This window comes from Pseudomonas sp. B2021 (genome assembly GCF_018135665.1).
Lineage (GTDB): Bacteria > Pseudomonadota > Gammaproteobacteria > Pseudomonadales > Pseudomonadaceae > Aquipseudomonas > Aquipseudomonas lactis.
In genome coordinates, this window is the sequence record NZ_SMOF01000001.1 from 5,062,190 (window position 1) to 5,074,773 (window position 12,584).

16 protein-coding genes are annotated in these 12,584 nt (G+C 59.2%); 1 reads left to right on the forward strand and 15 read right to left on the reverse strand.

Annotated features, from left to right (window positions below):
* Positions 1-2 precede the first annotated feature (2 nt).
* The 14 genes from E1K68_RS22755 to trmJ form a co-directional block, all read right to left on the reverse strand.
* Entirely contained in the window at positions 3-998 is a 996-nt protein-coding gene (locus E1K68_RS22755; protein WP_034133609.1) for a RodZ family helix-turn-helix domain-containing protein, read from the reverse strand.
* Complete coding sequence (gene pilW / locus E1K68_RS22760; RefSeq protein WP_003194013.1) at positions 998-1,756, reverse strand: type IV pilus biogenesis/stability protein PilW; 759 nt, start codon at positions 1,754-1,756, stop codon at positions 998-1,000. Before pilW ends, E1K68_RS22755 begins: the two co-directional genes overlap by 1 nt.
* A 12-nt stretch (positions 1,757-1,768) precedes the next feature.
* A complete protein-coding gene (gene rlmN, locus E1K68_RS22765) occupies positions 1,769-2,917 on the reverse strand; it encodes a 23S rRNA (adenine(2503)-C(2))-methyltransferase RlmN (RefSeq protein WP_003194014.1) in 1,149 nt (382 codons plus the stop codon).
* A gap of 29 nt (positions 2,918-2,946) precedes the next feature.
* A complete protein-coding gene (ndk, locus tag E1K68_RS22770; RefSeq protein WP_003175956.1) occupies positions 2,947-3,372 on the reverse strand; it encodes a nucleoside-diphosphate kinase in 426 nt (141 codons plus the stop codon).
* A gap of 92 nt (positions 3,373-3,464) precedes the next feature.
* A complete protein-coding gene (gene iscX, locus E1K68_RS22775) occupies positions 3,465-3,665 on the reverse strand; it encodes a Fe-S cluster assembly protein IscX (protein ID WP_094774546.1) in 201 nt (66 codons plus the stop codon).
* Positions 3,666-3,679: 14 nt separating this feature from the next.
* Positions 3,680-4,021 (reverse strand): ISC system 2Fe-2S type ferredoxin, encoded by a 342-nt coding sequence (gene fdx, locus E1K68_RS22780; RefSeq protein WP_032895388.1) that lies wholly within the window; start codon positions 4,019-4,021, stop codon positions 3,680-3,682.
* Between the two features lie 3 nt (positions 4,022-4,024).
* Entirely contained in the window at positions 4,025-5,887 is a 1,863-nt protein-coding gene (gene hscA / locus E1K68_RS22785) for a Fe-S protein assembly chaperone HscA (RefSeq protein ID WP_034133610.1), read from the reverse strand.
* 51 nt (positions 5,888-5,938) lie between these two features.
* Entirely contained in the window at positions 5,939-6,460 is a 522-nt protein-coding gene (hscB, locus tag E1K68_RS22790; RefSeq protein WP_003194018.1) for a co-chaperone HscB, read from the reverse strand.
* Positions 6,461-6,468: 8 nt separating this feature from the next.
* Positions 6,469-6,792 carry an iron-sulfur cluster assembly protein IscA gene (gene iscA, locus E1K68_RS22795; protein WP_003175963.1) on the reverse strand — a complete coding sequence of 108 codons (324 nt, stop codon included), beginning with the start codon at positions 6,790-6,792 and terminating at the stop codon, positions 6,469-6,471.
* A 28-nt stretch (positions 6,793-6,820) separates the two neighbouring features.
* Positions 6,821-7,207, reverse strand: a complete 387-nt coding sequence (gene iscU, locus E1K68_RS22800; protein WP_003175965.1) for a Fe-S cluster assembly scaffold IscU — start codon at positions 7,205-7,207, stop codon at positions 6,821-6,823.
* 99 nt (positions 7,208-7,306) lie between these two features.
* Positions 7,307-8,521: an IscS subfamily cysteine desulfurase gene (locus E1K68_RS22805; protein WP_003194019.1), complete on the reverse strand. Its 1,215-nt coding sequence runs from the start codon at positions 8,519-8,521 to the stop codon at positions 7,307-7,309.
* A gap of 50 nt (positions 8,522-8,571) precedes the next feature.
* Positions 8,572-9,063 (reverse strand): Fe-S cluster assembly transcriptional regulator IscR, encoded by a 492-nt coding sequence (iscR, locus tag E1K68_RS22810; protein WP_003194020.1) that lies wholly within the window; start codon positions 9,061-9,063, stop codon positions 8,572-8,574.
* Between the two features lie 287 nt (positions 9,064-9,350).
* Entirely contained in the window at positions 9,351-10,136 is a 786-nt protein-coding gene (gene cysE / locus E1K68_RS22815; RefSeq protein ID WP_003194021.1) for a serine O-acetyltransferase, read from the reverse strand.
* 2 nt (positions 10,137-10,138) lie between these two features.
* The gene (gene trmJ, locus E1K68_RS22820; protein ID WP_003194022.1) at positions 10,139-10,909 is read right to left on the reverse strand and encodes a tRNA (cytosine(32)/uridine(32)-2'-O)-methyltransferase TrmJ; all 771 of its coding nucleotides are present in this window, start codon (positions 10,907-10,909) and stop codon (positions 10,139-10,141) included.
* Between the two features lie 145 nt (positions 10,910-11,054).
* Here trmJ and suhB point away from each other — a divergent pair, with 145 nt between their 5' ends.
* A complete protein-coding gene (suhB, locus tag E1K68_RS22825) occupies positions 11,055-11,870 on the forward strand; it encodes an inositol-phosphate phosphatase (protein WP_003175971.1) in 816 nt (271 codons plus the stop codon).
* A gap of 145 nt (positions 11,871-12,015) precedes the next feature.
* Here the strand turns inward: suhB and E1K68_RS22830 are convergent, their stop codons facing one another.
* Positions 12,016-12,558 carry a glycine zipper 2TM domain-containing protein gene (locus tag E1K68_RS22830; RefSeq protein WP_003194023.1) on the reverse strand — a complete coding sequence of 181 codons (543 nt, stop codon included), beginning with the start codon at positions 12,556-12,558 and terminating at the stop codon, positions 12,016-12,018.
* Positions 12,559-12,584: the final 26 nt, after the last annotated feature.

Below are 12,584 nucleotides of genomic sequence, written 5' to 3' on the forward strand. Positions count from 1 at the left end.
GACTATTGTCCCAACTTGAGGCGAGCAGTCTCGCCACTGGTGAACGGCGCCACGTCTACAGGCTGGCCGTTGTAGGCCACTTGCGCGCCACGGGCAAAGCCCAGACGCAGCGTCAAAGGAGGCTTGCCGCCCTGGTCAAGCGTATCTCCCTTACGCTTCAAACCGCTGAACAGCACTTTGCCGTTGCCATCGGTGACCTGCGTCCAGCAGTCAGCGATGAAGGTAATCTGTACGCGCCCATCACCGGCGATCAACGCAGGGGTGGTGGGAGGCGACATCGCCGGCGCTGCGGGTGCGGCTGGCGCAGGGGTCGCAGGAGCAGGTGTCGGAACCACCGGAGCCTGGGCCACGGGTGCTGCCGGAGCGGTTGGAACCGCCGGAGCCGGCACCGCAGCCGTCACAGCCGGGGCCGTGCCAGCGTCTGGCGCGGGTTGCTCGGCAGTGGCCGGCGCTTGCGGCGCGGCTTGCCCTTCTACCACGGCCTGGTCTTCCGGCTCGTCCAACGGGTGAATCTGGGTAGTGCCGTCGGCGCTTTCGACTTCGACATGTTCCATGGCATTGCTGGTCAGGTCTTTGTTGCGCTGGGAGGTCTGGTCCTGCCACCAGACAAAACCGCCGCCGACCACGGCAATCAGCAACAACAGGCTGACAATTCGCAAAATCGTGTGGGAAACCCGCGTTGGCTCCTCGATACGCCCCAACCCATGGACATTACTGCCCTGGGCGTCGGTACCGGTGAACTGGTCGAACTCCTGGACCAGCACGGCCTGGTCGATACCCAGCAATTTGGCATAGGCGCGGATATAGCCGCGGGCAAAGGTGTGCCCAGGCAGCTTGTCGAACGCGCCGGCTTCCAGATTGGCCAGGGAGGTGCTGGTCAAATTGAGCTTGAGGGCCACTTCCGCCAGCGACCAACCATTGCTTTCGCGGGCCTGGCGCAAGGTTTCGCCTGGGTTGACGCGATTAGCTGCTACATCTTCCGGGTGCGCGGCTTTCATCATTGCTCCGACAGGTATTGCTGATATTCCGGCGTACCGGGATAGAGTCGTTCGAGTTGCTGGCCAAAACGTGCGGCCGTGTCGTGTTCTTCATGAACCGTCGCCAGGCGCACACCGAGCAATAGACTACGTGCATTTTGCCCGCTGAGCAGGCTAAAACGCTCGTAATAGTCACGTGCCGGCACATAATGCCTGTCTTCGTAAGACAACTCAGCCATTTCGAGCAATGCCCGTGGCTGGTGACTGTTCAAATGCAGGGCTTTTTCCAGTTGCTGGCGGGCGCTGTCGCGTTGGCCGAGGCGCATCGAGGTTACACCGAGGTTCTCGAACACCCGCGAACGCTGCGGGTAGAGAGTATCGGTGGCGGCTTGCTGGAAATAACGTGACGCCAGGTCATACCGTTGCTGCTCGAACAGGAAACTGCCGTAGTTGTTCAGCAGCCGCGGGTCGGCAGGACGGGAGGCCAGGGCCTTGTGAAAATAGCGGTCGGCCAGCTCGGGCTCGGCCTGGGCCTGAAACACCAGGGCCAGCGCAGCATTGGCATCAGCATCATCGGCGTCCAGCTCAAGGGCCTTTTTCAACGGCACCTTGGCCTGCTCGCTCATGCCTTGGCGCAGGTACCCCAAACCCAGTTGCACATAGGCAACTCGCGCCTCATCACGGCCTTTATCAGTGCGCAACGGGCTGTCATGGCCCGATGAAACGCAACCGGCCACGAGGCCGGTAAACAGTAAAAGCAGCGCAAGGCGCAAGGGCATAGAGATCCTCTCTCAGATTCGATTCACAGCGATTTGCGGCAAATCTTCAGCGGCGTTAAGTTCGCGCACGGCGATATAACGTTCACTGCGGCGGGTGCGGTCCATCACCTGCCCTACCAATTGGCCACACGCGGCGTCGATGTCTTCACCACGGGTGGTTCGCACAGTGACGTTATAGCCGGCCTGGTGCAGTTGATCCTGGAAACGACGGATGGCGTTGTTGCTCGGCCGCTCGTAGCCAGAATGGGGAAACGGGTTGAACGGGATCAAGTTGATCTTGCACGGGGTGTCCTTGAGCAATTCGATCATCTCGACCGCGTGTTCCAGCTTGTCATTGACGTCCTTGAGCATGGTGTACTCAATGGTCAACACACGCTTTTCACCCAGGGTCGCCATATAACGCTGGCATGACTCGAGCAGCATCTTAAGCGGATACTTCTTGTTGATCGGCACCAATTGGTTACGCAATGCGTCATTAGGTGCGTGCAGCGACAACGCAAGGGAGACGTCAATGTGCTTGGCCAGCTCATCGATCATCGGTACCACGCCGGAGGTCGACAGGGTCACACGGCGCTTGGAGATGCCGTAGCCCAGGTCGTCCATCATCAGGTGCATGGCCGCAATCACGTTGTCGAAGTTCAGCAGCGGCTCACCCATGCCCATCATCACCACGTTGGTGATGGCACGGTCGACGGTCGCCGGGACGCTGCCAAAGGATTTGTTGGCAATCCACACCTGGCCGATAACTTCGGCGGCGGTGAGGTTGCTATTGAAGCCTTGCTTGCCGGTGGAGCAGAAACTGCAATCCAGGGCACAGCCTGCCTGGGACGAAACGCACAAAGTGCCACGTTTGCCCTGGGGAATGTACACGGTCTCGACACAGCTGCCGGACGCCACGCGCACGACCCACTTACGGGTACCGTCGCTGGAGATGTCCTCGCTGACCACTTCGGGACCACGCACCTCGGCAATGGCCTTGAGCTTGTCGCGCAGGGCCTTGCTGACGTTCGTCATGGCGTCGAAATCGTCGACGCCAAAGTGGTGAATCCACTTCATTACCTGACCGGCACGGAAACGCTTCTCCCCGATTGAGTCGAAGAATTTCTCCATTTCCGGCTGAGTCAGACCCAGCAGGTTGGTTTTAACAGTCGATGTAGTCATGGATTCACCCTCACTCTTTAAGCCGATGCTTAGCGAGCGGTTACTTCAGTAGCAGCGAAAAAGTACGAGATTTCGCGAGCAGCGGCAGCTTCGGAGTCCGAGCCGTGAACAGCGTTGGCGTCGATGGATTCAGCGAAGTCAGCACGGATGGTGCCAGCAGCCGCTTCTTTAGGGTTGGTAGCGCCCATCAGCTCACGGTTCAGAGCGATAGCGTTTTCGCCTTCCAGAACCTGAACAACAACAGGACCGGAGATCATGAAGGCAACCAGGTCGCCGAAGAAGCCACGAGCGCTGTGCTCAGCGTAGAAGCCTTCAGCTTCAGCCTTGGACAGTTGCTTGAGTTTCGAAGCTACAACCTTCAGGCCGGCTTTTTCGAAACGAGTGGTGATCTCGCCGATGACGTTTTTTGCAACAGCGTCAGGCTTGATGATGGAGAAAGTACGTTGAACAGCCATGGTGTAACTCCAGAAACGGTAATTTACGAAAAATTAAACCCGCGAATTATACGCGGGTTATTGGGTATTGCCTAACTGCGTAAAAAGGCGGCTCAGTCTGCTTCTTCGATCCACAGGCCTTGAATCGCCTCAAGGACCTTTTCGCCACCCCGGTCAGGGATGTCGTCAAAATCCGGCAGTGCCATTACGAGGTCGCGCAGCTTGACGAAGTTCACCGTAAGAGGATTGACCTCAGGATGAGCTTCAGCAAGTCGTATAGCGATTTCTTGTACATCAACCCATTTCAGGCTCATGACATTTCCTTGAATCAATGCGGCGCTTCGGCTGCATGGTTGAGCGAATATTTCGGGATTTCGACGGTGAGGTCTTCAGTCCCCACTTTCGCCTGACAACTCAGGCGCGACGTCGGCTCCAGGCCCCACGCCCGATCAAGATAGTCTTCTTCCAGGTCGTCAGCCTCATTGAGGCTGTCGAAACCTTTACGAATGATGCAGTGACAGGTGGTGCAGGCATTCACGCCGCCACAAGCACTTTCGATCTCGATGTGGTTGTCATGGGCGACGTCGAGCAGGGACTTGCCGGTCTCAGCCTCCACGACCATGCCCTCAGGGCAATGTTCGGCGTGCGGTAGAAAAGTGACCTGCGGCATCAGTTATTCCTCAATTTCATTCAGGTTGCGGCCCGCCAGCGCGGCTTTAACCGTCTGATCCATACGGCGGGCGGCAAAGGCATCAGTCACTTGCGACAGGCGCTTGGTCTGTTGCTCGATGGCGTAACCATCGCTGCCTTTCATCAGTTCGGCCAGTTCCTGCATTTGCAGGTCAATGACCATGCGTTCTTCGGCATCAAGCAGGCGCTCACCGTCGGCTTCAAGGGCGCCCTGCACCGCTTCGAGCAGGCGCTGGGCATCCACTTGCTGCTCGCGCAATACGCGGGCGACCTTGTCGTCACCGGCATACTGGAACGAATCCTTGAGCATCTTGGCGATTTCGCCATCGGTGAGACCGTAGGACGGCTTCACCTGGATGCTGGCTTCAACCCCGGACGCCAGTTCGCGCGCGGCAACACTGAGCAAACCATCGGCATCGACCTGGAAGGTCACGCGAATCTTGGCGGCACCGGCCACCATCGCCGGAATGCCGCGCAATTCAAAGCGCGCCAGGGAACGGCAGTCGCTGATCAGCTCGCGCTCACCTTGCAGCACATGAATCATCATGGCTGTCTGGCCGTCTTTGTAGGTAGTAAAGTCCTGGGCACGGGCGACGGGGATGGTGGTGTTGCGCGGAATCACCTTCTCCATCAGGCCACCCATGGTTTCCAGGCCCAGGGACAACGGGATCACGTCGAGCAACAGCAATTCGCCGCCATCGCGCTTGTTACCCGCCAGGGTATCGGCCTGGATGGCAGCGCCGATGGCGACGACTTGATCCGGGTCGATTTCGGTCAGCGGTTGGCGCCCAAAGGCTTCGGCGACCGCTTCGCGCACGCGCGGCACGCGGGTGGAACCGCCGACCATGACCACTGCACCGACGTCTTCCAACTCGATACCGGAATCACGCACAGCACGACGACAGGCTTTGAGGCTGCGGGCGACCATCGGCTCGATCAGCGCATCAAAGGCTTCGCGGGTCAGCTGTGCCGACCAGTCACCGTAGGACACTTCAACAGAAGCAGCGTCAGTCAGCGCCTCTTTGGCCGCGCAGGCAGTTTGCAGCAGGTTGCGCTGCGCGCCTGGGTCCAGGTCGGCCGACAAGCCGGCACTGCTGATGATCCAGCCAGCAATAGCGTGATCGAAATCATCGCCACCCAGGGCGCTGTCGCCGCCGGTCGCGAGCACTTCGAACACACCGCCGGTCAGGCGCAGGATCGAAATATCGAAGGTGCCGCCGCCCAGGTCATAAATAGCGACCAGACCTTCAGCGTGCTGATCGAGGCCGTAGGCCACCGCCGCCGCAGTCGGTTCGTTGAGCAAGCGCAGCACGTTCAAGCCGGCAAGTTTCGCCGCATCCTTGGTGGCTTGGCGCTGGGCGTCATCGAAATACGCCGGAACAGTGATCACCGCCCCTACCAGCTCACCGCCCAGGGTGCTTTCTGCACGCTGGCGCAGCACCTTGAGGATATCAGCCGACACTTCCACCGGGCTCTTGGGCCCCTGGACGGTGTCGATGAACGGCATATGGGATTCACCGCCGACAAAGCGGTACGGCAGTTGGTCGCCCAATTGCTTGACGTCGGACAACCCACGACCCATCAAGCGCTTGACCGACAACACCGTGTTCAAAGGGTCTGCGGACGCGGCCAATTTGGCCGATTCGCCCACTTCAGTGCGGTCGGCGTGATAACGCACGGCGGACGGCAGGATCACCTGCCCATCGGCGTCAGGCAGTGGCTCGGACAGGCCGCTGCGCAAGGCAGCAACCAGGGAATTGGTGGTGCCCAGGTCAATCCCGACCGCCAGGCGACGCTGGTGCGGTTGAGGGCTTTGGCCGGGTTCGGCGATTTGCAGTAGAGCCATGGTAATCAGGTCTTATCTGTCTATCAGGCGTGCATCACGGGCAGCACTGGGTTAATCGTCGAGGCGCTCTTCTAGCTGGCGCACTTCGTAGGTGAGCTTGTCGAGGAATTGCATGCGCCGCATCAGGCGTTCGGCCTGCTCACGTTGCGCCGCATCATCCCAACAGGCTGCGAAGCTTTCATTGAGCTCATCCTGGGCCGCCTTCAGACGGCGCTTGAAGACCACGACACCCGCCACATCGGCTTCGTCCTGCAAGTCTTCGAGCTCTTCGCGCCACTGCATCTGCTGCATCAGGAAGTCCGGGTCATGCACGGTGACTTCCATCGGCAACTCGCCGCCCGTCATCGCCAGTAAATAACGTGCGCGTTTCGGGGGGCTTTTTAGCGTCTGATAGGCTTCGTTGAGGCTGGCCGATTGCTCCAGCGCCAAGCGTTGCTCACGCTCGGAAGCGTCGGCAAAGCGGTCCGGATGCACGCCACGCGCCAATTCACGGTAGCGCGTGGCAAGCTGCTCAAGGTCCAGCCGAAAGCTCGGCTGCAGCTCGAATAAAGCGAAATGACAAGGAGTACCCACGAGTAGCCTCAGATGTTGAAGCTTTCGCCGCAGCCACATTCACCGCGCACGTTAGGGTTGTTGAACTTGAAGCCTTCGTTCAACCCTTCCTTGACGAAATCGAGTTCGGTGCCGTCCAGGTAGGTCAGGCTTTTGGGGTCGATAATCACTTTCTCGCCGTGACTTTCGAACACCTGATCCTCTGCAACCACCTCGTCGACAAACTCCAGCACGTAGGCAAGGCCGGAACAGCCCGTGGTGCGTACACCCAGACGAATCCCCTCACCTTTACCGCGCCCATTCAGGGAGCGGCGAATGTGCTGCGCAGCCGCTTCTGTCATGCTGATAGCCATCGTTGACTCCTTACTCGTCGCCAAATGCTTAGATCAAGCCTTTCTTCTGCTTGTAGTCGCGAACGGCCGCCTTGATGGCGTCTTCCGCGAGTACCGAGCAGTGGATTTTCACTGGCGGCAGCGCCAGTTCTTCGGCCAGCTGGGTGTTGCTGATGGTGACAGCCTCATCCAAGGTCTTGCCTTTCATCCATTCGGTCGCCAAGGAACTGGAGGCGATGGCCGAACCGCAGCCGTAAGTCTTGAATTTGGCGTCTTCGATAACACCAGCATCGTTGACCTTGATCTGCAGGCGCATCACATCGCCGCACGCCGGAGCGCCGACCATGCCGGTGCCGACATCAGGATCTTCCGCGTTCATCTTGCCGACGTTGCGCGGGTTTTCGTAGTGGTCGATGACCTTTTCGCTGTAAGCCATGGTACTGAATCCTCACTCATCAGGGCCGCTCTGGAACCCTGTAGAAACGCCTGCGTTTTCCGCCACGTTCCTACAGAGCTTGGGTGGCGGCTTCTATAGTTAGTGTGCCGCCCACTCGATCTTGGAAATATCGACACCGTCTTTATACATGTCCCACAGTGGCGACAGAACGCGCAGCTTGTTGACGGCTTCGCAGACCTTCTGCGCGGCGTAGTCGACTTGCTCTTCGGTGGTGAAGCGGCCGAACGTAAAGCGGATCGAGCTGTGTGCCAGTTCGTCGTTGCGGCCCAGGGCGCGCAGTACATACGAAGGCTCAAGGGACGCCGAGGTGCAGGCCGAACCGGACGATACCGCCAGGTCCTTGAGCGCCATGATCAGCGACTCGCCTTCGACGTAGTTGAAGCTCAAATTCAGGTTGTGCGGTACACGGGCGGTCATGCTGCCGTTGATGTACAGCTCTTCAAGGTTTTCGACCTGCTTGTAGAAGCGGTCACTCAGCGCCTTGATGCGCACGTTTTCGGCAGCCATGTCTTCCTTGGCTACACGGAAGGCTTCGCCCATGCCGACGATCTGGTGGGTTGCCAGGGTGCCCGAACGCATGCCGCGCTCGTGACCGCCGCCGTGCATGGTGGCTTCGATGCGCACGCGAGGCTTGCGGCTTACGTAGAGAGCACCGATGCCTTTAGGGCCGTAAGTCTTGTGGGCAGAGAACGACATCAGGTCGACTTTCAGCTTGGACAGGTCGATATCGACCTTGCCGGTGGACTGAGCAGCGTCGACGTGCAGCAACACACCCTTGGAGCGGGTGAGTTCGCCGATGGCGGCGATGTCATTGATGGTGCCGATTTCGTTGTTCACGTGGATCACCGAAACCAGGATGGTGTCTTCACGCATCGCAGCTTCGATCATGGCCGGGGTGACGATACCGTCGGTGGTCGGCTCGAGGTAGGTGACCTCGAAACCTTCACGCTCCAGTTGGCGCATGGTGTCCAGGACAGCCTTGTGCTCAATCTTGGTGGTGATCAGGTGTTTGCCTTTGGTCGCGTAGAAATGCGCCGCGCCCTTGATAGCCAGGTTGTCGGACTCGGTGGCACCGGAGGTCCAGACGATTTCGCGCGGGTCGGCATTGACCAGGTCAGCGACTTGGCGACGAGCGTTCTCGACCGCTTCCTCGGCTTTCCAGCCGAACACGTGGGAACGGGAGGCCGGGTTGCCGAAGTTTCCGTCGACCAGCAGGCATTCGCTCATTTTTTGCGCGACACGCGGATCAACCGGGGTGGTCGCTGAGTAATCAAGGTAAATCGGCAATTTCATGGACTTTCTCCTAAATCAGGCTGGCTGGCGTGCCGTTAGCTCTTCGGCTGTCACTCGACGGCGGACGCTTCAATCTTGTCCAGACGCGGCGCCTTGGTGTTGCAACGGCGCTGGTCCTGACGCTGGGCTACTTCTTGCACCTCACGGCGAGTCACAAGATCAGCCAAGCTGATACCACTCAAAAACTCATGGATCTGCAGGCTCAAGTCACACCACAAGTGGTGCGTCAGGCAGGTGTCGCCGGCATGGCAATCACCCAAACCCTGGCATTTGGTGGCATCGACGGATTCGTTGACCGCGTCGATCACCTGAGCCACCTGAATGCCCTGCATGTCGCGGGACAACTGATAGCCACCACCCGGACCGCGAACGCTGGAAACCAGATTGCTACGGCGCAATTTGGCGAACAACTGCTCGAGGTAGGACAGGGAAATGCCTTGGCGCTCGGAGATATCGGCCAGGGACACCGGCCCAGTTTGCGCGTGCAAGGCCAAGTCGAGCATGGCGGTCACCGCGTATCGGCCTTTTGTAGTCAGTCTCATGGACAAGTACCAAGGTGTTTCAGAATGGGAGCAAGTATGCGATTCCCGAGTATTTAAGTCAACTATAAGACCTAGTACTTTAGTCAGGATTACCCGTAAAAAGGGCGCGCGAATCATAGCAGGATGGGGTCGGATCGAACAGCGCAACCAGGCCTGCTGCAAGACCACTGAGCCAATGGAGATCAAATGTGGGAGCTGGCTTGCCTGCGATAGCTATCTATCAGCTAGCTTATAGGTTGCTGGCCCGCCGCAATCGCAGGCAAGCCAGCTCCCACAGTGGACCACGCTCAGCCTGCCTTGGTGGTAGCGGTTTCGTCCTTGATCTCAGCAAAATCCTCTTCGCGCAGCTCAGGCAAGTCTTTGGCACAGTACGGGCTGCCCAGCTCCTTCAGCGCCCCGCACATACCCTCCAGCTTGCCATCCACCGCCTGCAGATGATCAAGCAATTGACCAATCGCACGAGCCACCGGGTCGGGCATGTCTTCACTGACGCCATAGGCATCAAAGCCAATCTTCTCGGCCATGGCCTTGCGCTTGGCCTCTTGCTCATCACCGACTTGTGGCTTGACGATGATCCGACCCGGAATGCCCACAACCGTGGCACCCGGCGGCACAGCCTTGGTCACTACCGCGTTGGAGCCAACCTTGGCGCCGGCACCCACGGTAAACGGCCCGAGCACCTTGGCGCCCGCCCCTACCACCACGCCATCGCCCAGCGTTGGGTGGCGCTTACCCTTGTTCCAGGTGGTGCCGCCCAGGGTCACGCCTTGATAGAGGGTGACGTCATCGCCGATCTCAGCCGTTTCGCCAATCACAATGCCCATGCCGTGATCGATAAAGAACCGGCGACCCACCTTGGCACCCGGATGGATCTCGATACCGGTCAACCAGCGCCCGAAGTTCGATACCAGCCGCGCCAGCCATTTCCAGCCCATGCCCCACAGGGCGCCGGACAGGCGGTGGATCCAGATCGCATGCATGCCCGGGTAGCAGGTCAGCACTTCAAAGGCGTTGCGCGCCGCCGGGTCACGGTGGAAAACACTTTGGATATCTTCTCGCAAACGCTCGAACATTTTTAATCCTTCCGCTTAAGAAGCTCACCACGGGCCGCTTTCTGGGTTTCCGTGAGGATGCCACGCAATATGTTCATTTCAGCCCGGCTCACCGAGCTGCGGCCGTACAAGCGACGCAGGCGCGCCATCAAGTGCCGTGGCTTTTCAGGGTCGAGGAATTCGATGGCGACCAGGGTTTGCTCCAGGTGCTCATAGAACCGTTCCAGCTCGTCCATGGTGGCCAACTCGCCACTTTTGGTTGAGGCAACCTCTTCCTTTTCCACTTTGCTCGGCTGGCCGGCAGCAGCCAGCCAGGCCATGCGCACTTCATAAGTCAGCACCTGCACCGCCGCCCCGAGGTTCAGCGAACTGAACTCAGGGTCTGAGGGGATATGCACGTGGTAATGACATCGCTGCAGCTCTTCGTTGGTAAGGCCGGAGTCTTCACGGCCGAATACCAAGGCGATTTCAGCACCGCCAGCAGCCTCTTCCACCACTTTGGTGCCGCATTCACGCGGATCCAGCAGCGGCCAAGGGATACGCCGATCACGGGCGCTGGTGCCGAGCACCAGATTGCAGCCGACCAGGGCTTCCTCCAAGGTGGCGACCACCTGGGCATTTTCAAGCAAGTCATTGGCGCCGGACGCACGGGCATCAGCCTCGTGGTGCGGGAATATCCGCGGTTCGACCAGCACCAGGCGCGTCAGCCCCATGTTTTTCATGGCTCGCGCCACCCCGCCGATGTTGCCGGGATGACTGGTATTGACCAAGACGACACGAATGTTTTGCAGCAAGGGAGGCGCTCTCGGACACAGGAAAGGGGAGCAAATCTTACAGAACCGCCTAAGGTTATGCCATGAAAGCGAACGTCGTCCTTCACCTGAAGAAAGTTTCTGCTAGAATGCTCGGCTTTCTTTAACAACCTTAGGTGACCTATCCATGCAGCCCATGCTGAATATCGCGCTGCGCGCCGCCCGCAGCGCCAGTGAATTGATTTTCCGCTCCATCGAGCGCCTGGATACCATCAAGGTCGACGAAAAAGACGCCAAGGATTATGTATCCGAGGTGGATCGCGCCGCCGAACAGAAAATCATCGACGCTCTGCGTAAGGCCTACCCTACCCACGGCATCCTCGGCGAAGAAACCGGCCTGCACAAAGGCAGCGGCGAAGGCGAAGACTACCTGTGGATCATCGACCCACTGGATGGCACCACCAACTTCCTGCGCGGCATCCCGCACTTTGCCGTGAGCATCGCCTGCAAATACCGTGGCCGCCTGGAACACGCCGTTGTGCTGGACCCGGTTCGCCAGGAAGAATTCACCGCCAGCCGTGGTCGTGGTGCCCAGTTGAACGGCCGCCGCCTGCGTGTCAGCGGCCGCACCAGCCTGGACGGCGCCCTGCTGGGTACCGGCTTCCCGTTCCGCGACGACCAGATGGACAACCTGGAAAACTACCTGGGCATGTTCCGCGCCCTGGTTGGCCAGACCGCCGGCATCCGCCGCGCCGGTGCAGCCAGCCTGGACCTGGCGTATGTAGCCGCCGGTCGTTTTGATGCGTTCTGGGAGTCGGGCCTGTCAGAGTGGGACATGGCTGCTGGCGCCCTGCTGATTCAGGAAGCGGGCGGCCTGGTGAGCGACTTCACCGGTGGTCATGACTTCCTGGAGAAAGGCCACGTCGTGGCTGGCAACACCAAATGCTTCAAGGCAGTACTGACGGCGATCCAGCCGCACCTGCCGGCTTCGCTGAAGCGTTAAGCGAGCGAGCAAAAAAAAGCACCCCACGGGGTGCTTTTTTTATGCCTGGGATTTAGCAAAAAACCAATTCCAACTGACTCAATACAATCCAATGTGGGAGCTGGCTTGCCTGCTCCCACATTTGGATCGAAACCAGACCTGGGGATTACTGCTGGTTCTGACCCAGGATCAGACGACCTTCTTTATCCACCGGAATCTGGCTGCCAGGGTCACGCTCCATACGCACGGTACCTTCCTTGCCATCCAGGTTGTAACGCACGTCATAACCGACCACCTTGTCACTGATGTCGTTAACGGTATTACAGCGAGTTTGAGTAGTGGTGTAGGTATCGCGGTTCTGCATACCTTCCTGAACCTTGTTACCGGCGTAGCCACCACCGACTGCACCAGCCACGGTGGCCAGCTTCTTACCGTTACCGCCACCAATCTGGTTGCCCAGCAGGCCACCCGCAAGGGCGCCCACCACGGTACCGGCGATTTGATGTTGATCCTGCACCGGACGCTGCCGGGTCACAGTGACGTCCTTGCAGACCTCACGAGGGGTTTTAATCTGGGTTTTCACCGGCTGCACCGCCAGCACTTGCGCATACTCAGGGCCGCTTTTTACCAGGCTGTAGGTGGCAACAGCGCCTCCGGCAGTCACACCGACAGCACCCAATACCGCACCAACCAGCAACGACTTGTTCACATGAACCTCCTGACCATCACAAGCGG